The organism is Heyndrickxia sp. MSNUG (genome assembly GCF_049532715.1).
Classification (GTDB): domain Bacteria; phylum Bacillota; class Bacilli; order Bacillales; family Cytobacillaceae; genus Mesobacillus.
On the sequence record NZ_CP150978.1, the window covers coordinates 3433009 to 3458573 of the forward strand.

The 25565-nt window shown below is 42.9% G+C and carries 29 protein-coding genes and 1 other annotated feature; of the genes, 2 read left to right on the forward strand and 27 right to left on the reverse strand.

The genetic code is table 11. The features are described 5' to 3' along the window. Positions 1–9 precede the first annotated feature (9 nt). The 11 genes from queA to nadB all read right to left on the reverse strand — a co-directional run bounded on the left by queA (position 10) and on the right by nadB (position 11632). Positions 10–1038, reverse strand: a complete 1029-nt coding sequence (queA, locus tag AABM38_RS17350) for a tRNA preQ1(34) S-adenosylmethionine ribosyltransferase-isomerase QueA (RefSeq protein ID WP_423407520.1) — start codon at positions 1036–1038, stop codon at positions 10–12. A gap of 119 nt (positions 1039–1157) precedes the next feature. Further along, positions 1158–1340 carry a DUF2905 domain-containing protein gene (locus AABM38_RS17355; protein WP_423410781.1) on the reverse strand — a complete coding sequence of 61 codons (183 nt, stop codon included), beginning with the start codon at positions 1338–1340 and terminating at the stop codon, positions 1158–1160. Positions 1341–1360: 20 nt separating this feature from the next. Further along, positions 1361–2362 (reverse strand): Holliday junction branch migration DNA helicase RuvB, encoded by a 1002-nt coding sequence (gene ruvB, locus AABM38_RS17360; protein WP_335376295.1) that lies wholly within the window; start codon positions 2360–2362, stop codon positions 1361–1363. Positions 2363–2392: 30 nt separating this feature from the next. Then, entirely contained in the window at positions 2393–3001 is a 609-nt protein-coding gene (ruvA, locus tag AABM38_RS17365) for a Holliday junction branch migration protein RuvA (RefSeq protein WP_423407521.1), read from the reverse strand. A 172-nt stretch (positions 3002–3173) separates the two neighbouring features. After that, a complete protein-coding gene (locus AABM38_RS17370; RefSeq protein ID WP_423407522.1) occupies positions 3174–3722 on the reverse strand; it encodes a BofC C-terminal domain-containing protein in 549 nt (182 codons plus the stop codon). Between the two features lie 181 nt (positions 3723–3903). Continuing rightward, the gene (locus AABM38_RS17375) at positions 3904–4617 is read right to left on the reverse strand and encodes a YhcN/YlaJ family sporulation lipoprotein (protein WP_423407523.1); all 714 of its coding nucleotides are present in this window, start codon (positions 4615–4617) and stop codon (positions 3904–3906) included. 356 nt (positions 4618–4973) lie between these two features. Beyond that, positions 4974–5918, reverse strand: a complete 945-nt coding sequence (locus AABM38_RS17380; protein ID WP_423407524.1) for an aminoglycoside phosphotransferase — start codon at positions 5916–5918, stop codon at positions 4974–4976. A 22-nt stretch (positions 5919–5940) separates the two neighbouring features. Next, positions 5941–7947 (reverse strand): SafA/ExsA family spore coat assembly protein, encoded by a 2007-nt coding sequence (safA, locus tag AABM38_RS17385; protein ID WP_423407525.1) that lies wholly within the window; start codon positions 7945–7947, stop codon positions 5941–5943. 168 nt (positions 7948–8115) lie between these two features. Further along, entirely contained in the window at positions 8116–9222 is a 1107-nt protein-coding gene (gene nadA / locus AABM38_RS17390; RefSeq protein ID WP_423407526.1) for a quinolinate synthase NadA, read from the reverse strand. Positions 9223–9237: 15 nt separating this feature from the next. After that, on the reverse strand, positions 9238–10074 hold the full coding sequence (gene nadC, locus AABM38_RS17395; RefSeq protein ID WP_423407527.1) for a carboxylating nicotinate-nucleotide diphosphorylase: 837 nt from the start codon (positions 10072–10074) through the stop codon (positions 9238–9240). Next, positions 10043–11632, reverse strand: a complete 1590-nt coding sequence (gene nadB, locus AABM38_RS17400) for an L-aspartate oxidase (protein ID WP_423407528.1) — start codon at positions 11630–11632, stop codon at positions 10043–10045. The genes nadC and nadB overlap by 32 nt, the downstream gene beginning before the upstream one ends. Before the next feature lie 155 nt (positions 11633–11787). Between nadB and AABM38_RS17405 the strand changes: the two genes are divergently transcribed. Next, positions 11788–12930, forward strand: coding sequence for an IscS subfamily cysteine desulfurase (locus tag AABM38_RS17405; RefSeq protein ID WP_423410782.1), 1143 nt, complete (start codon positions 11788–11790; stop codon positions 12928–12930). A gap of 60 nt (positions 12931–12990) precedes the next feature. Further along, positions 12991–13530, forward strand: coding sequence for a transcription repressor NadR (locus AABM38_RS17410; protein WP_423407529.1), 540 nt, complete (start codon positions 12991–12993; stop codon positions 13528–13530). A 91-nt stretch (positions 13531–13621) separates the two neighbouring features. Here AABM38_RS17410 and AABM38_RS17415 read toward each other — a convergent pair whose 3' ends face one another. The 16 genes from AABM38_RS17415 to mreC form a co-directional block, all read right to left on the reverse strand. Further along, positions 13622–13771, reverse strand: a complete 150-nt coding sequence (locus AABM38_RS17415) for a hypothetical protein (RefSeq protein WP_423407530.1) — start codon at positions 13769–13771, stop codon at positions 13622–13624. A 39-nt stretch (positions 13772–13810) separates the two neighbouring features. Further along, entirely contained in the window at positions 13811–14086 is a 276-nt protein-coding gene (locus AABM38_RS17420; protein WP_423407531.1) for a hypothetical protein, read from the reverse strand. Between the two features lie 211 nt (positions 14087–14297). Next, positions 14298–15140 (reverse strand): prephenate dehydratase, encoded by an 843-nt coding sequence (gene pheA / locus AABM38_RS17425; protein WP_423407532.1) that lies wholly within the window; start codon positions 15138–15140, stop codon positions 14298–14300. 30 nt (positions 15141–15170) lie between these two features. Continuing rightward, entirely contained in the window at positions 15171–15626 is a 456-nt protein-coding gene (locus AABM38_RS17430) for an ACT domain-containing protein (RefSeq protein WP_335376307.1), read from the reverse strand. Between the two features lie 69 nt (positions 15627–15695). Next, positions 15696–16991, reverse strand: a complete 1296-nt coding sequence (gene obgE, locus AABM38_RS17435; RefSeq protein WP_335432815.1) for a GTPase ObgE — start codon at positions 16989–16991, stop codon at positions 15696–15698. A gap of 89 nt (positions 16992–17080) precedes the next feature. After that, positions 17081–17620 carry a sporulation initiation phosphotransferase B gene (locus AABM38_RS17440; protein WP_335376309.1) on the reverse strand — a complete coding sequence of 180 codons (540 nt, stop codon included), beginning with the start codon at positions 17618–17620 and terminating at the stop codon, positions 17081–17083. Between the two features lie 210 nt (positions 17621–17830). Continuing rightward, entirely contained in the window at positions 17831–18121 is a 291-nt protein-coding gene (gene rpmA, locus AABM38_RS17445) for a 50S ribosomal protein L27 (protein WP_023627149.1), read from the reverse strand. Positions 18122–18134: 13 nt separating this feature from the next. Next, positions 18135–18467 (reverse strand): ribosomal-processing cysteine protease Prp, encoded by a 333-nt coding sequence (locus AABM38_RS17450; protein ID WP_335376310.1) that lies wholly within the window; start codon positions 18465–18467, stop codon positions 18135–18137. A 15-nt stretch (positions 18468–18482) separates the two neighbouring features. Further along, positions 18483–18791, reverse strand: coding sequence for a 50S ribosomal protein L21 (gene rplU / locus AABM38_RS17455; RefSeq protein WP_335376311.1), 309 nt, complete (start codon positions 18789–18791; stop codon positions 18483–18485). Positions 18792–18806: 15 nt separating this feature from the next. After that, positions 18807–18886 (reverse strand) — a sequence feature (ribosomal protein L21 leader region). A gap of 105 nt (positions 18887–18991) precedes the next feature. Beyond that, positions 18992–20446: an Rne/Rng family ribonuclease gene (locus tag AABM38_RS17460; protein ID WP_423407533.1), complete on the reverse strand. Its 1455-nt coding sequence runs from the start codon at positions 20444–20446 to the stop codon at positions 18992–18994. 259 nt (positions 20447–20705) lie between these two features. Next, positions 20706–21572: a M50 family metallopeptidase gene (locus tag AABM38_RS17465; protein ID WP_423407534.1), complete on the reverse strand. Its 867-nt coding sequence runs from the start codon at positions 21570–21572 to the stop codon at positions 20706–20708. After that, entirely contained in the window at positions 21565–22341 is a 777-nt protein-coding gene (locus tag AABM38_RS17470) for a peptidoglycan DD-metalloendopeptidase family protein (protein WP_423407535.1), read from the reverse strand. The genes AABM38_RS17465 and AABM38_RS17470 overlap by 8 nt, the downstream gene beginning before the upstream one ends. Positions 22342–22519: 178 nt before the next feature. Continuing rightward, complete coding sequence (gene minD / locus AABM38_RS17475; RefSeq protein WP_335376315.1) at positions 22520–23323, reverse strand: septum site-determining protein MinD; 804 nt, start codon at positions 23321–23323, stop codon at positions 22520–22522. Position 23324: 1 nt separating this feature from the next. Beyond that, on the reverse strand, positions 23325–24005 hold the full coding sequence (gene minC / locus AABM38_RS17480; RefSeq protein WP_423407536.1) for a septum site-determining protein MinC: 681 nt from the start codon (positions 24003–24005) through the stop codon (positions 23325–23327). A gap of 84 nt (positions 24006–24089) precedes the next feature. Continuing rightward, complete coding sequence (gene mreD / locus AABM38_RS17485; RefSeq protein WP_423407537.1) at positions 24090–24608, reverse strand: rod shape-determining protein MreD; 519 nt, start codon at positions 24606–24608, stop codon at positions 24090–24092. Next, on the reverse strand, positions 24605–25495 hold the full coding sequence (gene mreC / locus AABM38_RS17490; protein WP_335376318.1) for a rod shape-determining protein MreC: 891 nt from the start codon (positions 25493–25495) through the stop codon (positions 24605–24607). The genes mreD and mreC overlap by 4 nt, the downstream gene beginning before the upstream one ends. Between the last annotated feature and the right edge of the window lie 70 nt (positions 25496–25565).

Consider the following 25565-nt stretch of genomic DNA (forward strand, 5'->3'; position numbering starts at 1 on the left):
GAAGCGAGTTTATAAAATCAGCATCGCATCACCAAAGCTAAAGAAACGATACCTTTCTTCCACTGCCTTATTATACGCATTGAGGACATGATCACGTCCTGCTAAAGCACTGACCAGCATAATAAGTGTTGATTTAGGCAGATGGAAATTTGTAATCATCCCATCGATTGCCTTAAATTCATATCCTGGATATATAAATATATTCGTCCAGCCACTTTCTGATATAAACTTACCGTCGTTTGCTGTGGCAATCGTTTCGAGTGTTCTTGTAGACGTTGTCCCAACTGTGATGATCCTGCCTCCGTTTTCCCGGACTGTATTCAATAGCAAGGCTGTTCCTTCAGTAACCTGATAGAACTCGGAATGCATATCATGTTCTTCAATAGAATCAACACTTACAGGCCTGAATGTGCCAAGGCCTACATGGAGAGTGATAAAAGCAATATGGACTCCCATTTCCTTAAGCTCTTCCAGCAGTTCCTCTGTAAAATGCAAGCCCGCCGTCGGAGCAGCTGCAGAACCCCGTTCTCTTGCATAAACAGTTTGGTAACGGTCCTTATCTTCCAGCTGCTCTTTAATATATGGGGGCAGCGGCATTTCACCAAGCTCCTCGAGAACCTCATAGAAAATCCCTTCATAAGAGAACTTCAGTTTCCTGCCCCCATGTTCAGCCTCACCAGTGCAAACAGCTGTTAAAATCCCATCGCCAAAAACAATTTTTGTTCCTTCCTTCACACGCTTCGCTGGCTTAATAAGCGTTTCCCACTCATCACCTTCAACCTGTTTTAAAAGAAGGACTTCAATTTTCGCACCTGTATCTTCCTTCAATCCGAACAGCCTTGCAGGAAGTACTTTTGTATCATTCAAAACAAGGCAATCGCCAGGCTGGAGATATTCTTTTATATTTTTAAATTTATCGTGTTCAATATTGCCGGATTCTTTATCCAGAACCATGAGTCTGCTTTCAGTTCGCTGTTCCAGCGGAGTCTGAGCAATCAGTTCTTCCGGCAGATGAAAATCAAACAAATCTACTTTCATGATGTCACCCTTACTATTTTTTCTAGTGTCTATGTTTAACGTACCTGTTGGTGTTCGCCCCTGACGCTCGCTTTCCGCGAGGGCCGATGACTGTCTACGCAGTCTATCAAATAAAAGTTTCAGCGGAATTTACCGATAAAGTAAAAAATCGCAGATAATAAAACGCTTAATATGATAGACGTAACAAATGGGAAATAAAATGTTGCATTGCCCTTTTTAATTATTACATCACCTGGCAGTCTGCCGAGGTTAATAAATTGCATGATAAATCCGATTACAAAGATTACTGCTCCCGCAATCATCACGAACTTTGCTGCACCTGTCAACGCTCAGGCACCTCCATTTGGAAATGTCGGTACACAGCCTCCGTTACAATTCTTCCCCTTGGAGTCCGCTGTAGAAATCCAATCTGCAGAAGATATGGTTCATACACATCTTCAATGGTCTGCGACTCTTCTCCTATGGTGGCGGCGATGGTCTCTAACCCAACTGGGCCGCCGCGGTATTTTTCAATGATCCCTATTAGTAATTTATGGTCAATATGGTCGAGGCCTAAACGGTCTACCTGCATGAGTTCCATTGCTTCTTTAGCCAAAGATTCCTCTACCGCTCCATTGCCGCGGACCTGGGCAAAATCTCGAACGCGCTTTAACAGGCGGTTCGCAATTCTCGGTGTTCCTCTCGACCTTCTAGCAAGCTCTTGGGCCGCAAGCCAATCAATTTCTGTTTCAAGCAGTTCCGCTGTCCTGACAACAATATCAGTAAGCTGGCTTTCATTATAGTATTCCAATCGGCTTAAGACTCCAAACCTGTCTCTTAAAGGAGCAGATAATGAACCAGCACGCGTAGTCGCCCCAACAAGCGTAAATGGCGGAAGGTCCAATCGAACAGAACGAGCACTTGGTCCCTTTCCAATGACAATATCCAGACAAAAATCTTCCATTGCTGGATAGAGCACTTCCTCAATGGTTCTAGGAAGCCGGTGGATTTCGTCTATAAATAATACATCACCCGGTTCAAGCGCAGTCAAGATTGCCGCGAGATCCCCTGGCCTTTCAATTGCAGGTCCGGAAGTTGTCCTAAGGTTGACTCCCATTTCATTGGCGATGATGGCTGCAAGTGTCGTTTTCCCCAATCCAGGAGGACCATATAGTAAAACATGATCCAGTGTTTCACGCCTCATTCTCGCAGCTTCGATAAATACTTCGAGATTGGCCTTCACCTTATCCTGCCCGATGTATTGCCTTAGTGTCTGAGGCCGCAGGCTCTGCTCAAATGAAAGATCCTGATCGCCGGCTTCACTGGAGATAATGCGTTCTTCCATCTGTTTATCACCCTTTTATTAATCTTGGTTTTATCTTAAAAGCTTCTGCAGTGCCTTCTTAATATATTGATCTGTCGATAACTTTTCTTTTCTCAAATCAGGTGCGACCTTACGAATTTCCTTCTCGGAATAGCCCAGAGCCTTGAGCGCAAGGACTGCCTCATCAAACTCAGTCGACAGACTTTCAGCCGCTGCAACTTCCTCAGCATTAAATAAGTTCGGGAAAAAGTCCGGAACCAAGTCATGCAGCTTTCCTTTTAAATCTAAGATCATTTGACGCGCTGTTTTCTTTCCGACTCCTGGGAATTTCACAAGGAAAGCTTCATCTTCGTTTTCGATTGCATGTACAACCTGTTCAGGCTCTCCTGAAGCAAGTATAGCGAGTGCCCCTTTCGGACCAATTCCTGACACATTCAAAAGTCGTGTGAAGAGGGCTTTTTCCTCCCTGCTCTTAAAACCATAGAGAGCAATGAGATCTTCCCTGACATAATGATATGTATAAATACGAATCTCTTTTCCAGTTTCTTTTGCAAATACAAACGGGTTAGGTGTCATAATTTGATACCCAATCCCATTATTTTCAACTACTATATATTCAGGCCCGACAAAGTCGACGCTGCCTTTAATAAACTCGAACAATATTCTCGCCCCTCTGCTTTGCTGTAACTCATTTTACCATACAATTTTTAATGAGTTGTACAAAAATATGCTAAAAGGCGAACGTATGATTTATTTTTTATTTTTATACCAGCACACAGCAACAGGGATTTTTTCTGATTACATAATGAAAGGGCCGGTTCATCCCGGCCCTTCATTGCTTTTCCAGCAAAGTATATGGTTTAAATGTCTCGAGGACTTCTTCGTAGCATTGTTTATTCTTGATCGGTATTCCTTTCTTCAATTGATCCCTCTTAAAGCTTTCAAGCCTCCCAAGGTCAATTTGAAAGAAAGATTGGATAATATTTGATCCATCGGGCCTGCCATTAAAAATAGTTAAGACCCCCTCATCAGACAAGCCAAAATAACCATTCGCCTTTAATAGAGGGGAGATGTCATCAATGTCCTGTCTGAATACAGCTTTGTTTTTTTCCATATCAATAAGCTGCCAATCATCATATTTTGCCCAAAAATCTTCCATGGACCAAATTGTTTCCAGGACTCCTTCCTCACTCATTTCTCCATCTAAATAAACTCTTTGCAAAATGATTTTGACCTTAAGAGGTTCATTGATTTGCTGGTCCTTAGCTTCAGGCTTCTCAGCAAGAGCAGGTTCTGTGTGGAGTGCCAAACCATAGCCAGATAGACTGATTAGCAGCAGTGCAGCGATACTGAATGCATTGAACTTATACCTTGAACCCATTGCTGTCCACCTCACTTTAATTATTAATGGTTTTTGAATGAGAAAAATCAAAGAATGAAGACTTGTTCACAAATAGTTTAGCCAAAAAATGTTTGTTTATCCTTTTAAGAATTTTGTCTTTTTTATGGCTGTTTTTTCACACAAGCGAAGAAGGCAAAGCATTTGCTCTGCCTTCACGGTTTTATCTCTGATTCAGGTTGATACTTTCACGCGGATTGCCGTTTTTTCTCTCGTAGTCAATGTTTCTTGTCCGGCTGAATGTGCCTTCATCCGTGGTGATTCTAAGTTTTCTGCCTTCAATATAAGGCTTAACAGCATTTTGGATTTCCTTTTTTGTCTGCTTTTCCTTAGACTTGTCTTTATAAGACACGGCGATTTCTACTTCTTTGCCAAACATAACAGACCTTACTTTATCAACATTGTCTACAGCAGCTGCTGCTTCGCCAACCTTTCGGGCCATTTTGTTATCTTGTTTGCTATTTCTGTAAACCTTCGCTTTGCCGCTACCTCTTTTATCATCCAAATGCCCGTGATAATTCGTATCACCGTGGCTAAAACGGTTATCCCTTTGAAAAAAGTTATGATCGTGGTCTGAAAGCGGGACAGTCGGGTTAGGCGGGTTGCCATTTTCATCCCTTGACTGGATCTTCATTCGCTTTTGCTCTTGAGCGACACGGCCCTCTTTGCCAAAGTTGTGGTCAAAGATTTCAGTCACTGGACCTTCCCGATCATCCATTACATCGACTTCATTACCCTTTTCATTTGAATAATAGCCTATTGGCTGAGCTGGATTGGCGTTTCGGTCCTGTGCAGCATTTTCATAATTGGCATTACAGGCACTCATGCCAAACACCAGCAGGGAAGCTAACGGAAGCATTAGTATCCTCTTATCCAAACGAATAACCCCCATTCTGGCTAATCTGAGCATTTAAATGCTCATTATTAGAGTGTGGATAGGCTGTGTGTTTCATTCTGTCAGATAAGACCAATAGGATATGAAGAAAAGCGCAAGCGCCTTTTAAAAGGAACGGCGACTAACTACGCCACGTCCTGTGGCAACGTCGGCACTAGGACATCGTGTCCGTCGAATGGCCTGACAGTGAAGTCGTTCTTTGACTTCATTGGCAGGACCGAAGCGACTCGAGGAGTTAGGAGCCGCAGCTAGACAAGCGACTCGAGGGGCTAGGCGCTGAAGCTGGCCATTTCTCGAAGTGAATTTTATACTTTCTTTTCCCTTACAGAAACAAACGATTATTTCAGTAACAATTTTACCTCCTCTTGAAATTGCTGCCTTTGCCGGAATTGGCTTAAAGTCATATTAACAATCGGTGCAGTTCTGTATGGGTTTGAATCCTCATCATCTCTGATCAGTCTATTCCATTCTCTTAATAAATCGGCTGGATACAAAAGTCCGTATAAAAATGCCTCGTTATTTAACCAATTATTCAGGTGGTTTATTTCTGCTAGCGCTGAAAGTTTCCAATCCAAAAAAGGCAAGATGCGATTTGCGTATTGAAGCATGTCACATGCAGTCGACCCAATACTGATTAAATCATAATCAATTAAGTACAATTCCCCTTCACTCGACCTCAAGAAGTTGTGATGAGCAACATCTCCATGAAGGATGGCAGGTTGATTTTCAGCCAGGTTGTTTTTTAACTTAACAAATCCATGCAATGAAAAATTGGCCCATTTTAAAAAATCATTTGTCATCTCTTTTTTTACGTGATAATTTATCTGCGGTAAATTCCTCATAAAATCAAACTTCCGCTGATGCCATTTTCTAATTAGATCCGTTTTAGGGAGCAAGGTTGTATAAGAGGAGGCAAGATCCCGGGTTTTATCATGAAATTTTTTTAAAAGATCAATGCCTTCCTGCCTATCTTGATCATGTCCATAATGAAAGGGTATTTCATTGGGCTGAATATATTCCATGCGACCATAATATACGTTCTGGAAGTAAAGTGGCTGATTGTTGTCCGTATAAAAACAATACGAATGTTCAAAGCCTGATTTCCTTAAAGATGAAGTAAATGTCTCCTGAACCTTTAACTTTCTTAATTCTTTATAGCCTTTCAGGATAAATGAATCATTCTCCGTTCGGACAAAATATACATTTCCCCTTAATTTCTTTAATTCAATGATATTCACGGCGAGTTCTTTTGATAAATAGGAGAAGAGACGATTTTTGAACAAATCGTCTCCCCCTCTCTTGATGTTAATATTCATCGCTCTCATCATCAAAACGAGGCATTCCAAACCCTGGACCCATCGGACCCGCTCCATAAGGATTCATGAAGCCCTGTGGTCCCATCCCCATTTGATAACCAGGCTGCGGCTGTAAATGGTACATGCCAGGTCCGGCCGGATATCCTTGTGGTGCATGAGGAGGATAACCCGCTCCCATTAAACCGTAAGGAGTGCCCATTGAACCTCCGCAACCACAGTCATTTCCCATCCCCTTTACACCCTGCTTAGGGAACAATGGCGGCTGCTGCATTCCACCTACCTGCGGCATTTGTGGTGGCATTTGATTTTCCATCATTCCACCCACTTGCGGCATTTGATGCGGCATTTGACCTTGCATCATTCCGCCTACTTGTGGCATCATCGGCATTTGACCTTGCATCATTCCGCCCACCTGCGGCATCATTGGCATTTGGCCTTGCATCATTCCGCCTACTTGCGGCATCATTGGCATCTGGCCTTGCATCATTCCGCCTACCTGCGGCATCATCGGCATCTGGCCTTGCATCATTCCGCCTACCTGCGGCATCATCGGCATCTGGCCTTGCATCATTCCGCCTACCTGCGGCATTTGTGGTGGCATCTGATTTTCCATCATTCCGCCTACCTGTGGCATCTGATTCTCCATCATTCCACCTACCTGCGGCATTTGTGGCATTGGCATTTCAGATGATTCCTCATCCATCATGCCGCCGACTTGAGGCATCATTTGATTATCCATCATTCCGCCCACCTGTGGCATTTGGTTATCCATCATTCCACCTACCTGTTGCTGGTAAGGCATCTGATCTTCCATCATTCCACCGACTTGAGGCATATATGGCATCGGCGGATAACCATGAGGCATTTGCCCATATGGAGGACACCAGCCAGGACCAGGCATTACTGGAGAGATCGGCGTTCCATAAAAAGTAGGCCCTGCCTCTGATTCAGGTGATACCTGAGGCTGCATATTTGCAGGCATATTTTCATCCTGGGCAGGACTTAATGGCATTTGCATGTTCTGATCAAATGACGATGATTCCATATCTGCCATTCCCATTCCAGGCATCATACCAGGGTATTGGCCAGGATACATCGCTCCCTGCACCTGAGGATACGGCATCATCTGCTGAGTTCCTGGGTAACCATATCCAGGACCCGTCATGGATGGGGCACCAGGATAACAATTATATGGATAAGGGATCATTGGCTGTTGGTAACCTCCTTGGATGAATGGCATCATTGAAGGTGATTCATCCATGAAATCATTCTTTTCAATTTTAATATCAGGTTTAATTTCCGACTTCACGCTTGGTTTCACTTCTGCTTTTGGCATTGGCTTCGCTTGAGGTTTAACCTCTGGTTTCACTTCAGGTTTGATTTCTGGGAAAATATTCTCTGGCTTTGGCGGGAGCTGCGGCTTGAGCTGTGCTTTGGGCTGTTCTTTAGGCTGTGCCTTTGGCTGTTCTTTGGGCTGTGCCTTTGGCTGTGGCTGTGGCTTTGGCGGGAGCTGCATGTTTGACATATTCAACATGTAGTAATTGTTGATATCGATTTCAGGCATGATCTGTTTCGGCATTTTAGGGGTATATGGCTTCACTGCTTCTTCTTTTTTAATTGGCTTAGGTGCTTCTTGTTTTGGCAATTCCATTTTTGGAATTTCCATTTTTGGCTGCTCTTTTACTGGAGCCTCCTTAGGCACTTCCTTCACAGGTGCCTCTTTCTTCACTTCAGGCATTGATATAGGTTTCTCTTTGGCAATCGGCATTTCCTTTTTGCCACCCATATTGATTTTTGCTTGAGGCGTTCCACCGGAAATTGGAGCTTCTTTCTTTATATTACCTCCACCAGTTGGAACTTTTATTTTCATACCGGGCATAATCATATCAGGGTTGCTGAGCTGAGCATTCATCTTTTTCAGCTCTTCAAAGTTCACGCCGTACTTCTTGGCGATCTTCCAAAGAGTATCCCCTTTCTGTACGATATGGAGCTTCATTCTGATTCCCTCCTATGGCATAAGTCCATATATTGTATGTGGGTGTGGGCATTTTGCTAACAATCTTCAAAAAAACTTATGCTTCACTAGTTATAAATATGTTTCAACAAGCGACATTAAGCTTTTCCTAAAAATAAAAATTCCTCCCCAATCGGGAAGGAATTCGTTTTAAGATTGATGCAGCATTCGGTCTAGAGCAAGCTTTGCATTTTCCGATGTGCCTGATTCCACATTAATGATATTGCACTCCTGCCCTTCCATAATAGAATCAAGGCTCCATGCAAGATGCTGGAGGTCAATCCTATTCATCGTCAAACATGGACACATATGCGGGTTTAACGAAACAATATGTTTATCAGGATGCTGTGCAATCAGGCGGTTCACTAAATTCATTTCCGTGCCGATTGCCCATTCCGATCCTGTAGGTGAAGCTTCAATTGCGTCAATAATATAATTGGTCGACCCAGCCATGTCAGATAGCCGGACAACCTCGTGCTTGCATTCAGGATGGACAATGATTTTCATATTCGTATTTGTTTTACGAACGTTTAAAATATTTTCAACGGTAAAATTCTCATGGACAGAGCAATGCCCTTTCCAAAGAATGACCTTCACTTTCTCGAGCGGCCCTTCAAACTCGAGGTTGTTCTCAATGGGATTATATACAGCCATTTCATCTAAACCAATTCCAATATTGTAAGTTGTGTTCCTTCCTAAGTGCTGATCAGGAAGGAACAGGAGCCGTTCCTTTTGGGTAAAAGCCCATTGCACCATTTTTTCAGCATTGGAAGAAGTAACTGTGGCACCGCCATTTTCCCCTACGAAGGATTTAATCGCTGCAGTGGAATTTACATATGTCAATGGAAGTATTGTATCGCCAAACAACAACTGAAGGGATTCCCATGCCCGCTCAGTCTGATATATATCGGCCATATCGGCCATCGAGCAGCCTGCCCTCATGTCTGGCAGGTAGACTTTTTGATTGTCCCCCGTGAGAATATCAGCCGTTTCCGCCATAAAATGAACACCACAAAACACAATATGCTCAGCGTCCCTGTTCTCTGCTGAAAGCTGGGCTAGCTTCAGTGAATCACCAGTAGCATCAGCAAATTGTATGACTTCATCTTTTTGATAATGGTGTCCAGGAATGAATAGCTTCTTTCCCATTTTCGCTTTTATATCCCTGATCAGGGCTTCCAGTTCCTCTGCAGACATGTCCCTGTATTTTTCAGGAAGCATTCTGGCTTTCGATTCAAGCGCCTCCAATAGATTCATGAATTCATCCCCTTTTTATTCCGGTATCACTTTTGCACTAATATCCAGCGACTTAACAGAATGCGTCAGGAAGCCGAGCGAAATATAATCTACTCCGCAATTACGGTAGCTGTGCAGATTTTCAAGAGTGATGCCGCCAGAAGCTTCTGTTAAAATCTCTTTTGGAACTGTGCCAATCCATTCTGCGATTTCTTCCGGTGTCCTGTTATCAAACATGATGCAGTCGGCCTTTGATTCTATTGCTTCCTTAAGCTGGGCTTCTGTCTCAATCTCCACTTCCACCTTTACCATATGGCCGAGACTTGATTTCACTGTTTCTACAGCACCGCTGATTGATCCTGCAAATGAAATATGATTATCCTTAATCATGACAGCATCATATAATCCATAGCGGTGGTTGTATCCGCCTCCACATCGGACAGCATATTTTTCAAGCATCCTTAAACCAGGTGTTGTTTTTCTCGTATCACAAATTCTTGTTTTTCCGCTGTCTAACACGGATAGGGCTTGATGCGTTTTCGTCGCTATACCGCTCATCCGCTGCACAAGATTAAGAACAACTCTTTCTGCTTTAAGCAAAGCGGAAATTTTGCCGGATATTGTCGCAATCTCTTGCCCCTTTTTCACATGTGCCCCGTCCTTAGCTATTAGATTGACCTGACAGTTTTCATCCATTAAACGGAATCCTGTGTTGATCACCTGTTCTCCACAGAAAATCCCGTCCTCTTTTGCAAGGAAAACCATACTTCCTGTTTTTCCATTTCCGAATATCAACTCACTGGTCACATCACGGTCGCCAATGTCTTCAATAAAAAATTGTTCAAGTAGCAAGCGAAGTTTGATAGTATTCATGCTTCCCATCCTTTACTTTTTTTCGTTGGTGGACGATCCGTTTTTTCATCCAATTCGCATTATCTTCATTTGGAAAGTCATCCCTGAAATGACCGCCCCTGCTTTCTGTACGTTCAAGTGCTGATTCTGTGATCAGGCAGGCTGTAATGTACATAAAGAACTGTTTAATTTCAGCAGCCGACATTTGCTCAAGAGGAGCATCCATCCATTCATCGAAACTGAACTGCTCAAGCCATTCCTTTTGGGCTGTCAGCATTGCTCTTGTCCGAACAATCCCTGTTCGGTCCATCATCGTTCTTTTTAATTCTTCAATTTCAGGTAGCGTTCCCAATGGACGATATAGTTCTATCTTTACAGCATCAGATTTTTTAGTATTTTTATATACGGCCGGAGTATGATTAATCCATTCTGCAAGTCTGCTGCCAATGAACATCCCTTCAAGCAAAGAATTGCTCGCTAACCTGTTCGCGCCATGTATCCCTGTGCAGGCGACCTCTCCAATTGCATATAATCCTAGAATATTCGTGCGGCCCAGCAAATCTGTTTTCACGCCTCCCATGATAAAATGGCTGCCAGGCACAACTGGAATCAGACCCTTATCAATCTCCACACCATTCTCTGCGCAAAGCTGGCTGATGGTCGGGAACCGAATGCCGAAATCCTCAATTTCAGTAATATCCAAGTAGATTTGAATATCCTTTTTTAAATACTCATAAATGGTTTGGGAAACGATATGCCTCGGAGCAAGATCCATTAAGGGATGAATATCTCCCATGATCCTTTGTCCCTCACCAGTGACGAGGACTGCCCCTTCTCCTCTGACAGCCTCGGAAATCAGACCTCTTGTACTGCCATTCACATATAGAAGCGTCGGATGGAATTGGATGAATTCCATATCTGCCAGTTCAGCACCAGCTATATAAGCAAGTGCCATGCCATCACCGGTAGCGGTTTCAGCATTTGAGGTAAAAGAATAAAGCTGGCCGCATCCCCCTGTTGCAAGAACTACGTGGTCTGCATAATAAACTTCATTCTCCCCATCCGAGGTTTTTGCTTTCACTCCTATACAGGTATCCATTTGGTCATTTAAAATTAATTCATAGACATAAACCGACTGCTCAATCGAAATATTTGAACCGAGGTTAGAACTAAAGAAATCCACCATATGCTTCCCAGTGGCATCACCGCCGCTATGGACGATTCTCTTCTTGCTATGCGCAGCTTCCAAACCTAGTTGCAGCCTTCCATCCTGATCCTCATCAAATCTGCATCCTGCCTGCCAGATACCTTTAATTAAATCAGGTGCTTCTTTCGTCATTGCCAGCACAGCTTCTGCATCATTATGGTGGCCGCCGGCTTCCAGCGTATCCAGATAATGGAAATAAGGATCATCGTTGATCCCGATTGCTGCAGCAATTCCTCCCTGCGCCAAATAAGAGTTACACGTATTCCGCTCCATCTTTGTGAGAATAATCACATTTAATGTCTTTGTTAATTTATTGGCTAATTGCAACGAGGCAATTCCGCTGCCAATGATGATTACATCTGTTTGTTTCATAGATTTGCTGCCTCCTGGGTTAACAGGTGTCTTGACATATATATTTACACAGTTTTACACTGTTGACAAGAACTTTTAACATTTAACTATTTTTATAGCTTTTAATTAGTTGGTTACATGGAGTTTATTTAATATGTCAAATGGATACGGAGACAATTATGAAATATTTCGATTATGCTGCAACATGCCCGCTTGACCGGGAAGCAGCGGAGATTTATATCCAAGCAGCAACTGAACACTTCGGTAACAGTCAGAGCCTCCATGATATGGGCAGTACTGCCGAAAATATATTGGAAGTTTGCAGACGGGAATTCTCCAATCTACTTGATGTAGAAAGTGCGGGTATTTTTTTTACCAGTGGAGGCTCTGAATCCAACTTTCTAAGTATAATGGCCCTGCTTTCTGCTTTAAGAAAAAAAGGCAAACATATCATTACAGGTGCAGCTGAGCATTCATCAGTCTATAATCTTATGAAAAAGCTGGAGACAGAGGGGTGGGAAGTCACTTACCTTCCTCTAAATAGAAAAGGGCAAATTGAATATGACAGTGTAATAAAGGCTGCCAGGAAAGAAACTGTGCTCGTCTCTATCCACCATGGAAACCCCGAAATCGGCACGCTGCAGCCACTTGAAGCAATCGCCGCTTTCTGCAAAAGCCAAGATGTTTTGCTTCATAGTGACTGTGTACAAACTTTTGGCAAAATTCCTATTGCCTCCATAGCCAGGTCCGTTGACGCACTTTCTATTTCCGGCCATAAATTTTACGGTCCGAAAGGAACTGGGGCTGCTTATATCAATCCCAGGCTTGCATGGAAACCTTTGATTGCTGGTACAGCTCATGAAAAAGGATTCAGGCCAGGAACTGTAAATATCCCCGGAATTGCAGCGATGACAATGGCAGCACAAAAAGCCCATTTGATAATGGAAGCGGAAACAGTACGTATGAGGAAGCTAAGATCCCTTTTCCGGGAAACATTATCAGACATGACAGACAGGGTTCAAATATTTGGGGATGATGAAGCTTATCAGATTCCAGGTATTCTTGGTATGAGCATTAAGGGAATTGAGGGGCAATACGTAATGCTTGAATGCAATCGCAAAGGGTATGCTATCTCCACTGGTACAGCGTGTCACACAGGAATGGTTTCACCGGCGAAAACGATGACAGCAATGGGCATAACAGGTAAAGAGGCAAAAGAGTTTTTTCGAATTTCATTTGGGAGAGAGACAAAAGCCGAGGATGTAGAAGCTCTTGCAAAAACAATTGCCGAACTCTCCTTACATGCCTCCGCCTTTTAAATTCCTCTTTATTTATGGTAAAATTCTCAAATGAAGAGATAGAAGGAGAGGATCGGATTTATGAAGGAACCTACGAAAATCCTCGGGGACGAGCGCCGCGCATTTATCCTAAGCAGGCTGCAGGAAAGCAGGGAACCAATTACCGGAAGTGAGCTTGCATCTATAACAAATGTAAGCAGACAGGTCATCGTTGGCGACATCACCTTGCTAAAAGCCAGGAATGAACCAATCATTGCAACCAGCCAGGGTTATATTTATATGCATGCCTCAAATCCAACTGGAGCGGTAAGAACCATTGCCTGTTCCCATACTCCAGAACGGACAGAGGAAGAACTAATCCTTCTCGTCGATCATGGTATCACCATAAAGGATGTCAAAATCGAACATCCAGTCTATGGAGATTTAACCGCTTCAATCATGGTATCGAATCGATACAAAGTGAAACAATTCATGGAAAAAATCCGTGCTACTAATGCCTCTTACTTGTCAGAACTTACAGAAGGCATCCATTTGCACACAATCTCCGCGCCAACAGAAAAAGCGCTGGATGAAGCAGAAGAAGCACTTAGAAAAGCGCATTTCTTGGTTGATCTGGAGTAGAAACAGAGGCGTATTTATGGGAAAGGTCTGGTATCGCTTTATTGGAACATCGTCGAGGCGGTTTTAAGGATTTGAAGTATTCCAATCACCTTTATTGGAACATCGTGAAGGTCTTTTTCGGTCTTTGGATTGTTCCAATCACCCTTATTGGAACAATGTGATGGCTTTTTTCAGTCTTAGATTGTCCAATGATCCTTACTGGACAATCGGCATCCTGCTTTTCCGCTTTTGATTGTTCCAATGCCCCTTATTGGAACATCGGCATCCTGCTTTTCCGCCTTTAGATTGTTCCAATGACCACTATTGGAACATCGGCATCGTGCTTTTCCGCCTTTAGATTGTTCCAATGACCACTATTGGAACATCGGCATCGTGTTTTTCCGCCTTTGATTGTTCCAATCACCCTTATTGGAACATCGGCATCGTGCTTTTCAGCCTTTAGATTGTTCCAATGACCCTTATTGGAACATCGGCATCGTCCTTTTCCGCTTTTGATTGTTCCAATGACCCTTATTGGAACATCGGCATCGTCCTTTTCCGCTTTTGATTGTTCCAATGACCCTTATTGGAACATCGGCATCGTCCTTTTCCGCTTTTGATTGTTCCAATGACCCTTATTGGAACATCACCATGCCGTTTACAGGCTTTGGATTGTTTCAATGATTCATTTTAAAACTACATATTGCTGATTTTTACAGTTAAAGGATTTTGTTACCTAATCCTCTTTTAACAACCTAAAAAAAGATCCATCATTGATGGATCTTTTTTTAGATTCTGTGGCTTGTGTAGCTTCCGAGAAGCTTGACACTGCAGCCTAAGGCTTCGAGTTCAGCAATGGCTCCAGGAATCAGTACTTCATCCATCTTCAAATTAATATCAATGATGAAAAAGTACTTTCCTAGCCCGGTCTTCATCGGCCTTGATTCAATTTTTGACAGATTGAGCTTTCTCCATGAAAAAGCAGATAACACTTGATGCAGAGCACCAGCCTGGTCAGAAGGCAGGGTGATCATCAATGTGGTTTTATAGTCATCAGATGGTTTAAGGCTGATGGTGTGCCCTTCCTTCGCAAGAATAGCAAACACAGTATGATTATAGCTGTAATCATGGATGTTTTCTTTCACCATGGCAAGTTCATATTCCTCTGCTGCCAAACCATTCGCGATTGCCGCGATGTTCATCTCTGGGTGGTCTTTTACATAATTTGCAGCGGCTGCCGTTGATGCCATATTTTCCAGTGGAGTTCCCTTGAATTCTTTATGAAGAAATTTATGGCACTGTGCCAGTGCATGAGGATGGCTGTATATCAGTTCAGCCTTATTCCATTGATCTATGTTTGCTTTATGGACAAGCAGATGCTGCCTGATTGGAACAACTGCCTCACCAGCAATAACCAATTCAGACTCATGGACCAAATAGTCAATTGTTATATTCACGGAACCCTCAATCGAATTTTCCAGCGGGACAATCGCTGCATCAATCTCGCCTGCAGCTGCCGCATCCATACATTCAGGGATGCTTACATAGGGAGTCCTTTCAGCATCACTGAACAGCTGGCGTGCCGCGAAATCTGTAAATGTCGCCTTCGGACCAAGATATCCAATTTTCAAGCCAATCCTCTCCCCCTGCAGCCAGTACAATTAAGCACCGGAACCAAGCACTTCTACTTTCTCTACAAATTCCAGCCTTTTCAATCTTCCAAGCAGTTCGTCTAATTCGACTTTCATTTCAGTAACATTCAAGCTCAAAGTAACGTTCGCTCTCCCCTGTAACGGGATCGTCTGATGAATGGTCAGCACATTACAGCCAGAAGCCGCTACAATACCTAACAGTTCCGACAGAGTTCCCGAACGATCTTCGAGCTGAAAAAAAAGTGTAATGATGCGTTCTTTCACAATTGTATGGAATGGGAATACAGTGTCACGGTATTTATAAAAAGCACTACGGCTTAAATCCACCCGCTGTACTGCATCCCAAACTGATTCTGCTTTTCCCCGTTCAATCATTTCCTTCGCATCAAGCGTTTTCTTCATCGCTTCAGGCAGCACATCTTCCCGAACTAGGAAAAACTTTTTATCCAATTGATTTTGTTTCATGTTTCCACCCCATCAGAAGTGCGTAAGCGCCTGATCAGCAAAGATGATTTTTATATAGATGTACAAGGCCTACTCAACAAATTCAAATTCATACTCAAGAAGCTTAACTGTATCTCCGTCTTTTGCTCCTCTTTCGCGAAGGGCATCATCTATACCCATTCCACGCATTTGACGGGCAAAACGTCTAATTGACTCTTCACGTGAGAAATCAGTCATTTTGAATAGTCTCTCAATGCTATCACCGGAAATGACAAAGGTACCATCCGGTTCACGGTCAATTTGGAATTCTTGTTCTGCTTTTTCATGCTTATACATAACACGGTTAACTTCTGTATCTTCTTCTTCCACTTCTTCGATAAGAGGGAACTCCGGAGTCTTTTCAACTAAATCGGCAACTGAAAAGACAAGTTCACGCAAGCCTTCACGTGTGACTGCAGAAATTGGGAAGATTGGATGAGCATCGCCAATCTTTTCTTTAAACACTTCCAAGTTCTCTTCTGCATCTGGCATGTCCATTTTATTCGCAACGATTACCTGCGGCCTTTCAGTCAGCCTTAAGTTATATTCTTTTAATTCATTATTGATTGTTAAATAGTCCTCATATGGATCACGGCCTTCAGTTGCAGCCATATCGATAACGTGGACGATGACTCTTGTGCGTTCAATATGACGCAAAAATTGGTGGCCCAGGCCTACACCTGAATGTGCTCCTTCAATAAGGCCAGGCAAATCAGCTAGAACGAAGCTTCTTCCGTCTTCTGTTTCCACCATGCCTAAATTCGGAACGATTGTCGTAAAGTGATATTCAGCAATCTTCGGCCTTGCCGCAGAGACTACAGATAATAACGTGGATTTTCCAACACTAGGAAAACCGACAAGTCCTACATCAGCAAGAAGCTTCAATTCCATGACAATGTCTTTTTCCTGTCCTGGCTCTCCCTTTTCAGAAAGTTCAGGTGCCGGGTTGGATGGAGTTGCAAAACGTGAATTTCCGCGTCCGCCGCGTCCGCCTTTAGCGATGACAGCCTGCTGGCCGTGCTCGACCAAATCCGCAATAACTTCTCCAGTTTTCGCATCAGATACAATTGTTCCAGGTGGAACCTTGACAATCATATCCTTTGCATTTTTACCGTGCTGATTTTTAGACATCCCATGCTCACCGCGTGGAGCCTTGAAATGCCGCTGATACCTGAAATCCATCAATGTGCGGAGTCCTTCTTCTACCTGGAAGATTACATTGGCGCCGTTACCGCCGTCGCCGCCGGCTGGACCGCCGTTTGGCACATATTTTTCACGACGGAAAGCAACCATACCATCGCCACCGTCGCCGCCTTTTACGTAAATTTTTACCTGATCGACAAACATTATGTCATTACCACCTGTCTGATTTTTGTTAATTAAAATGATTGACGGTTTAATACTCATCAAAGAAGATCAGCATTTTTTATGTTTCCCTAGAGTGAATCCATAAAAACTTCAATCGTCAATTCGCCATCAATTACCCCGTCTGAAATGACTTTCATTCCTTTATTGGGCTTATGGGCTAAAAAGTTTTGAATACGATTTTTATCATTTATTATTCCGCTAAAATCAAAAAAGAACCCAATACCATTATCCTGTGGATCGATTGTGACGGAAAGATGATTTTCCTGATAACGTTCAATTGAAGAATTCAGCGTTTCAAACAGCAGCTCTGTCCAGCTAGCCAGCTGCTGATCATCTAGTCTGTGGAAGTTTTGGGAGTCCATCACTTCATATTCCAGCTGAAAAAAATGATTCTCCCAATTGCAGGTTAACAACTTTGAGGCAAATTGAGGAAGATTTAAATTAGATAGCTTTGCATCCTGCCTGGCTTCCATGATAATTTCTTCAATGATATCTTTAGCCCGATCCACTTTGTTCAGAGATAGATTGCCTTTAATTAATTGAAGCTGATTCATCCAATCATGGCGCGCATGGCGCAAAACCTCGATTGTATCCCACTCTTTTTTCATAAACATACTCCCTACTCATAAGACTGCTTGGTGTTAGTATAACAAAAAAGCCATACTGCGTAAGTAATTATGTATTATAAAAAGCTTGCTCTTTTAACCTTAACTGTTGATTTCCGATCCAATCAACAGGATTTATAATCCCTCATTAATGGTTAACAGAGCGAAAAAACAAGAAAACCCTAACCGCAGTGGTTAGGGCTTCTCTTTGGCTTACGCTTCTTGAGCTGCAGGATAAACACTTACTTGCTTGCGGTCACGGCCAAGACGTTCGAATTTAACGACGCCGTCAACCTTAGCGAATAGAGTGTCATCTCCACCTTTACCCACGTTTACACCTGGGTAGATTTTAGTTCCGCGCTGACGGTAAAGGATAGAACCACCAGTTACGAATTGACCATCTGCACGCTTAGCGCCAAGACGCTTAGAGATTGAGTCACGTCCGTTCTTAGTTGAACCTACACCCTTCTTAGAAGCGAAGAATTGAAGATCTAATCTTAACATTTTGTTCCACCTCCTACTTTTTGAAGGTTAATTTTATGTGCTTTCCGTACTCTTTTTCCATCGATTGCAATGTAATGACCATGCTTTCAAGGAGTAATTGGATTTTCTCCTGTGTTTCCTCCGGCAAATTGTCGGGGATCTCACAGCGGAGAAAACCATCCGCGCCTTGTTCAATGTCCGGGGTGACACCTGTCAATCCAATGATGGAATTGACTGTCCCAATCGAGATGGTCGAAACACCTGCGCAGACAATGTCACTGCCATGGGCAGCGAATCCTGCATGGCCGCTAATCGTAAACGAACGGATGCTTCCGGATTTTGTACGATTAATCGTTGCACGAATCATGGTAATCCGCCTTAATTAAGCGTTGATCTTTTCGATAACAACTTTAGTGTAAGGCTGACGATGACCTTGCTTTTTACGATTGTTCTTTTTCGCCTTGTACTTGAAAACGATGATTTTCTTTTGACGACCATTCTTTTCGACTTTAGCTGTTACAGTTGCGCCTTCAACTACTGGGCTTCCAACCTTAACAGTATCGCCACCTACAAAAAGAACCTTGTCAAAAGTTACAGTTTCGCCTTCAGCAGCGTTTAGCTTTTCAATGTAGATTGCTTGTCCTTCTTCTACCTTTACTTGCTTGCCGCCAGTTTCGATAATTGCGTACATTCCATTGCACCTCCTCATTAGACTCAGACTCGCCATCAGCAGGCGTTTGCCAAAAGCAAAACTTAAATACCTGATGCGTGCGGTTGTAGCACGGGTGCTACAAACAATAACATTAAAATACTATCACATGCCGAGCGAAAGTGTCAACACAATAATAGATGTTTATATTATAGCATATATAATTCATTTCTGGATGTTTTTTAAGATTGCTCTGCTGAAGCGCCGAATTTCATAATTTCGTAATAAGGCCGCTCCGCATTTGCAGTCGTGAATTTGATCTTCATTCCCAAAACGTTTTCAAGCCTGGACTTATGGATACCGGCTTCTCCGGAAAAATGGTCAATGACCTCTCTAGTCGCCGAAATAAGGACAGCTTCATGATCCGTCCCCTTATATTCCCAAAGCTCTCTCTCAAGACGGTAGGCCATTGTTTCTGAACTGAGCACCTTACCCGAACCACTGCATGTGCCACAAGTTTCAGTCAAAGTTTCATCGAGAGATTGCTTTGTCTTTTTCCTTGTCAGCTGGAGGATTCCGAGTTCCGTAAAGCCGACAATCCTCGTTCTGCGATCATCATGCAGCAATTCTTTGCGGATCACATTCAGGACCGTATCCCTGTCCTTGCTCTCCTGCATATCAATGAAATCAATCAGGATGATGCCGGCAAGATCCCTGAGCCTCATCTGTCGTGCCGCCTCCACTGCCGCATTCATATTGGTTTTAATGACAGTATCGCGTAAATTTGTCTTCCCGGAAAACTTACCTGTGTTGACATCGAAAACTGTAAGAGCCTCAGCATGGTCAATGACCATATAAGCACCTTTTTCCAGCCAGACGATTCTCTTCAATAACCGCTCGATTTCCTGCTCTATTTTATAAAAAGAGAAAATATTTTCTTTGCCATTGTAAAAGCTGACCGTAATCCCTTCCTTATTTAGAGGATCCAGCTTCTTCTTATATTCCAGGCTGTCCACAATGACGGAGCCTTCTTTCATTAGTGAAATAGCTGCAGTGGCTTGTTCATAAAAATAATCCCGGCTATAGACGATTCCAGGCTTTTTCATTCCACCTGACAATGTAAGCATTTGTTGATATTCAGACCGCTGCTGCTCGAGTTCATTCGCTATGACCTCCTCGGCCTGAGTGAGGCTTTCAGTCCTGAAAATCAACCCTTCACCTGCTGTTATCAGCTCTTTAGCAAACTCCCGCCATCTTTCCCGGATTTCTGGCGTTTCTGCTTTTTTGGATACGGCAATATATTTGCCATTCGGCATGTACACCAGATGTTCACCCGGTATTTCAATAATTCCCGTCAACCTCGCACCTTTTGTCCCTGCTGCATCCTTTTCAACCTGGACAAGCAGCTTTTCACCCTGATGAAGGTAAGAAGAAATAGACCGGTTCGCCTTATTTTCATCCTCTGAGAGCACATGCCCAGGAAGCTTATCTCGTGACAGGAATCCGCTCACTTCTTCTCCAAAATTCACAAATGCCGCATTCATGCCGGGAATCACTTTTTCAACGATCCCAAGATAAATATTGCCGACAAGAGATTGCTGGCTCGGCTGCTCGATATATATTTTTTCAACTGCACCATTTTTGATCAAGGCGAAGCGTTTTTCTCTGGATATGATATTTATAATTAACTGTTCCATGGACTCTCCCTATTAATTAGACTCTGTTAAAGCTGAATCTTGATTTTTAATACACTGTTGATTGTAGTGGAAGGCGCGTAGACTCCTGCGGGCTCAGCTGGACAGATGAGACCCCGCAGGAGCGAAGCGACGAGGAGGCTCAGCGCCAGCCCCGCGGAAAGCGAAGCGCCTGGAACGAAAATCAACAGTCTTTTTTACAGAGCCATTAAATAAAAAAATGCAGCGGGAAAAAGCTCCCCGCTGCATTTATTATCCTATGTCAGTATGTGTAAAGCAAATCTCCTATTTTAGCAGACATCAGTTTTTCACTGAAAAAAGCATGAAGCAATTCATTCTCATCCATTACCGTCTCTTTGCAATTTACTTTCTTTATTATGATTGGATGCTTACAGCCTCGCTGGAACTTTTCGAGGACCTGCCCCACCACTTCATTTTCTTCTACGTTGATTGGTTTAAGCTGCCTGAAATCTGCCTGTTTTCCATAATACCTTTCCATAAGAAACCTCATGAAAATAAAGCGCCTTTGCTTCCATTCATAATGAAGTGAAAAAGCCAGAAAACCGATGATAACCCAGACATTCAGGGTCAATGGCGCAAGGATCATAAGGACGATTGAAAAAATAGCCAGCGAACCTATTGATAAATATATAGTCCGAAGATGCGCAATCTGGAAGGAAGAATTCATAGAAAAAAGAATAAAAACAAGTTTACCTCCATCGAGAGGCCATATTGGCAGCAAATTGAACAATAAGACCATCCAATTGTATTCAATGAACAGGGAATGCCACTTTTCAGGAAAAATGCCATTCAGATATAAAATATAGGCGAGCCCGATCATCCATAAATGCTGAAGTGGTCCCGCCAGCACGACAATAAGCTCTTCTTTCAATGGCCGATTCCCATGCTCATCCATTTCAGCAACACCGCCGAAAGGCAGCAAGGCTATTTTTTTAATTCTCCACGAAAAAAAAGAGGCTGCAGCACCATGTCCCATTTCATGAACAAAAATAATCAGCAGCACCATCATCAGCTCTATAAAATGCGCGGTTGCGACAGCAAGGGCAATGACCATCCATAATAAAGGATGTATCTGTATTTTTCGTAATAATTCAACGGTTTTATTCAAACTTAATCACCTGGACGGGATCAATGAAATCATCCCCTTTTTTTATTGCGAAATAAAACGATCCCTTTGTACCGTCAGTGCTGTCCATAGCTGTCCCAACCTTTGTGCCCTTTGAGATATATTCGTACAAATTCACATCAATTCCGTCTAAGTTCCCATACCATGTTTCACTCTTGTCTGCGTGCTGAACAATGACGGTTTTTCCAAATCCATCCTTCATTCCGACAAAATGGACAAGTCCTTCATTCATCGCCTCAACTCCCGCACCCTTCCCAGTTTCAATCATGATCCTTTGACCGTTGTCTCCGAAATCCTCAAGAATCCTTCCGGAAGCCGGCAAAGCATATTCATTTTGTTCAGCCACTTCCTGCTTGTCTTCCTCACCGGTATTTTTAGCCGGAAGAAGTGCCATTGGTTTTCCAAATTGCTCTTCGTACCAGTCAGAAACAGCAGCGAACTGGAATTCCTGTTCCATTGTTTGCTTAACATAGCTTTGAAACTTTTCTGCTTTTTCAGCTGGACTTCGGAAAAGAATTGCGATAACTAATACCAGGCATGCCGAAGCAAGCACTTTAAATAAAAACACTTCTTTTTTGAATAATGGATGGTTCCCCTCACCTGGTCCAATATCATATGACGGAATCCGATCAAATCCGTGCCGTTCCTCCTCTGAATAGAACAATCGGCCATGGTTCATTTTATCCATTCTTTCCCGCTCTTTCTTCCTCTTTAACATTCTTTTGCGGACATCATCCGATCTTGAACTCATCCTATCCCCACCAATCCCCTTGTACTCTAAGTTAGTACAAGTTTATGACCTGTCCAACAAGAGTATGACAATTAGATAGTTTATTCAGGAGAAGAGTTATCAGGCCGGAATTTGAATGAAAATAAAAAAAGCACCCGCCCGGTATGCATGGAATGCAACCAGGTTCAGGCACTTTTTACTAGCGGACGCCGAAAAACTTCTTAATTTTAGAGAATACACCTTTATTTTCAGTATCAAGCTGCTGCAATGGAACGGATTCGCCAAGGATTCTGCGGGCAATGTTCCTATAGGCTATAGACGCTTTGCTGTTTGGATTCAAGGCAATCGGTTCGCCGTGATTCGATGCCTTGATGACTTCATCATCATCCGCGACGATTCCAATCAAGTCAATTGAAAGATGTGTTGTAATTTCATCTACATCAAGCATATCGCCATTTTTCATCATATGGGTGCGGATCCGGTTGATGACAAGCTTTGGCGCTTCAACATTTTCTTCTTTCTCAAGCAAGCCGATAATCCTGTCTGCATCCCTGACAGCGGATACTTCAGGAGTTGTGACAACAATCGCCTTATCTGCACCGGCAACAGCATTTTTATAGCCTTGCTCGATTCCTGCCGGGCAGTCAATAACGATATAATCATAGTCTTGCTTCAATTCATTGACTAATTTTTTCATTTGTTCTGGCTGGACGGCAGTTTTATCGCTTGTCTGTGCAGCTGGAAGCAAATATAGATGGTCATCAAAGCGCTTATCTTTAACAAGTGCCTGGTGAATCTTGCACCTGCCTTCGATCACGTCTACCAGATCATAAATGATCCGGTTCTCCAGCCCCATAACAACGTCTAAATTACGCAAGCCGATATCTGTATCGACCAGGCAGACTCTTTTGCCTTGAAGGGCCAAAGCTGTACCTATATTAGCAGAGGTCGTTGTTTTGCCGACTCCGCCTTTTCCGGATGTAACTACAATCGCTTCTCCCATTTTAGAGCCCTCCTTCAAATCTAGTTAAATTAGGTCTTTTTCGCATTAAAACTTGCAATCTATCAACGACAATCTGTTGATTATCAGATATGTAAGCACATTCCATAACCCTATTCTCTTCATCGGGCACTTGGTCTGGAGCACGGTTGATGCAATCACTGATTCTTAATTGAGACGGTTTCATAACTGATGCCGCAATCACTGCTTCATCATTCCCTTCAAAACCAGCGTGCGCAATCCCTTTAAGAGTGCCCATAATAAAGATATTTCCCGTTGCCTTAACTGTGCCTCCAGGATTGACATCTCCAATCAGCAGCAAATCTCCGACTATTTCAAGAATCTGGCCTGAGCGAATAACCTTTGCCACAGGGACAATTTCTGTTTCCTGTCTTTCCCGCTCAGCTTCTTCCTTTGTAATCACGTTCGTTTCAAGATCCTCAACGATTAAATTCCTCTTTTGGCGAATCAGATCCTTCAACTCTTCCTGCTGTTCCTGAGTAAGATATCTATTTCCTGCCTTCACCTTTACGGACAGCAATTGCTGTTCCTCTTGGACACGGGAGGAATTGGACAGCTTTCTGTCGAGTTCTTTTTTTAATTCCTCGTAGGAGCAAGTATCATCCAAATGGAGCGTGAGTCCATCTTTCGTCCCTTTAATTGTCACATTTTGTGTTTTTTTCATACGGATGTTCACCTCAATGGTAAAAGAAATTCGACAAGCATCCGTCAAATTCCTTTATTTGAATAGGCAGGATAGAGATTTTTCTCAATCATTGCGCAGCCTGTCAGCAGCATTTTCGAACTGCCTTTTGAATGGATATGCGGCCAATACGATAAATGCAAGGTTCAAGATCAATGTTGGCACAAACCTAATACTGACATAGGTCGAAAAGTCCAGATTCGTTATATTAATCAAATGCATTAACTCGTAGACCCCCACCTCAAGAAGGGCAATGCCTATGATTGTCAGGGCAGAAACAATCAAAATATTTATCTGCAGGATCCTGAGCAAATTGGCAAAAAGATATGCTATGAATGGGAACAGGAATAGATAGATCCCAATGATTTCTGTATATACAACATCAAAAAGTAGACCAAAAATTAAACCATATAAGATTCCATGCTTAGGGCTTAAATAGGCCGTCAAAAACAGGATGCCGGCCATTAGGAAGTGAGGCGCAAGAACGCGGTCACTATTAAATAATTCAGCTGGGAGAAGTTCGACAAAAACACTTTCCAAAATAAATAACAGGGCGAACAGGGCAGGCAGCAAGAAACGGATCAATTGCCTTCCTCCTTGTCTTCGCCATCTTCAGTAAAATCGCTGAAATCAACAGCAGCCATTGATTTTTTAACGACCATCACATGCTCCAGATCATATAAATCAGCTTCTGGTTTGATATAGGCTGTTTGATTGAGGCCAAATTCATCAGGTACTACCTTTACAACCTTACCAATTGGCAGATCTTTAGGGAAAACTCCACCCAAACCTGATGTAATGACGTTCTGTCCCTTTTTCACCTTGGCGTCATAAGGAAGTCCTTTCAATAAAAGAAGTTCCTTTTCCTTATCATAGCCGTCAATTGTACCATGCAGCTCTTTTTCTCCCTGCAGGAGAGCGGAAATGCGGTTTGTAGGGTCCAGTGCGCTGACCAGCTGTACAGTTGATGAGAATGGAGTCGTGCTTTTTACTTTACCAATCAATCCCCTGGCAGTAATCACGGCCATATTTTTTTCAATCCCCTGGGATTTGCCTTTATTGATGATAATAAGCTCGTTCCAGCGATCAGGGCTTCTGGCAATCATCACAGCCTGGATTGGTTCAAAGTCTGAAAGTGACTCTTTTTTATCTAAAATTTCCTGAAGCTCCTCGTTGTCTTTTTCAAGGGAATATACTTTAGCTTCAAGTCGGGCCATATCATCAAGTCGTTTCTTTAATTCTTTGTTTTCCTGATATGTATTTTGCAAGTCTTGAAGGTTTTCAAATAAACCGGCAACATAATGCGCAGGTCTGGAAACAAGGGATTGAACCCAGCTAGTTGAATCTTTTACGAACTGCTCGGGCCAAGTCAATTCTTCCCTTTCCCTTAAAGAAAAGCCAATCAATGCCACGAGGACTATAATGCTCACAAGCAGCATTATCAGGCGTTTGTTAAAAAAGAACTGTGGCATGATTTACACCTCTACAATCTTAAAAATTATGATGACAAGAGAGCAGGGAAGTAGGATGGATTCCCGCTTC

What these genes read in the sequence shown, in the direction of transcription:
- queA (WP_423407520.1), bottom strand. Translation starts at nt 1,038, where the DNA reads ATGAAAGTAGATTTGTTTGATTTTCATCTGCCGGAAGAACTGATTGCT.
- AABM38_RS17355 (WP_423410781.1), bottom strand. Translation starts at nt 1,340, where the DNA reads ATGATTGCGGGAGCAGTAATCTTTGTAATCGGATTTATCATGCAATTT.
- ruvB (WP_335376295.1), bottom strand. Translation starts at nt 2,362, where the DNA reads ATGGAAGAACGCATTATCTCCAGTGAAGCCGGCGATCAGGATCTTTCA.
- AABM38_RS17370 (WP_423407522.1), bottom strand. Translation starts at nt 3,722, where the DNA reads ATGGGTTCAAGGTATAAGTTCAATGCATTCAGTATCGCTGCACTGCTG.
- safA (WP_423407525.1), bottom strand. Translation starts at nt 7,947, where the DNA reads ATGAAGCTCCATATCGTACAGAAAGGGGATACTCTTTGGAAGATCGCC.
- nadA (WP_423407526.1), bottom strand. Translation starts at nt 9,222, where the DNA reads ATGAATCTATTGGAGGCGCTTGAATCGAAAGCCAGAATGCTTCCTGAA.
- nadC (WP_423407527.1), bottom strand. Translation starts at nt 10,074, where the DNA reads ATGAATACTATCAAACTTCGCTTGCTACTTGAACAATTTTTTATTGAA.
- nadB (WP_423407528.1), bottom strand. Translation starts at nt 11,632, where the DNA reads ATGAAACAAACAGATGTAATCATCATTGGCAGCGGAATTGCCTCGTTG.
- AABM38_RS17410 (WP_423407529.1), top strand. Translation starts at nt 12,991, where the DNA reads ATGAAGGAACCTACGAAAATCCTCGGGGACGAGCGCCGCGCATTTATC.
- AABM38_RS17430 (WP_335376307.1), bottom strand. Translation starts at nt 15,626, where the DNA reads ATGAAACAAAATCAATTGGATAAAAAGTTTTTCCTAGTTCGGGAAGAT.
- obgE (WP_335432815.1), bottom strand. Translation starts at nt 16,991, where the DNA reads ATGTTTGTCGATCAGGTAAAAATTTACGTAAAAGGCGGCGACGGTGGC.
- AABM38_RS17440 (WP_335376309.1), bottom strand. Translation starts at nt 17,620, where the DNA reads ATGAAAAAAGAGTGGGATACAATCGAGGTTTTGCGCCATGCGCGCCAT.
- rpmA (WP_023627149.1), bottom strand. Translation starts at nt 18,121, where the DNA reads ATGTTAAGATTAGATCTTCAATTCTTCGCTTCTAAGAAGGGTGTAGGT.
- AABM38_RS17450 (WP_335376310.1), bottom strand. Translation starts at nt 18,467, where the DNA reads ATGATTCGTGCAACGATTAATCGTACAAAATCCGGAAGCATCCGTTCG.
- rplU (WP_335376311.1), bottom strand. Translation starts at nt 18,791, where the DNA reads ATGTACGCAATTATCGAAACTGGCGGCAAGCAAGTAAAGGTAGAAGAA.
- AABM38_RS17460 (WP_423407533.1), bottom strand. Translation starts at nt 20,446, where the DNA reads ATGGAACAGTTAATTATAAATATCATATCCAGAGAAAAACGCTTCGCC.
- AABM38_RS17470 (WP_423407535.1), bottom strand. Translation starts at nt 22,341, where the DNA reads ATGAGTTCAAGATCGGATGATGTCCGCAAAAGAATGTTAAAGAGGAAG.
- minD (WP_335376315.1), bottom strand. Translation starts at nt 23,323, where the DNA reads ATGGGAGAAGCGATTGTAGTTACATCCGGAAAAGGCGGAGTCGGCAAA.
- minC (WP_423407536.1), bottom strand. Translation starts at nt 24,005, where the DNA reads ATGAAAAAAACACAAAATGTGACAATTAAAGGGACGAAAGATGGACTC.
- mreC (WP_335376318.1), bottom strand. Translation starts at nt 25,495, where the DNA reads ATGCCACAGTTCTTTTTTAACAAACGCCTGATAATGCTGCTTGTGAGC.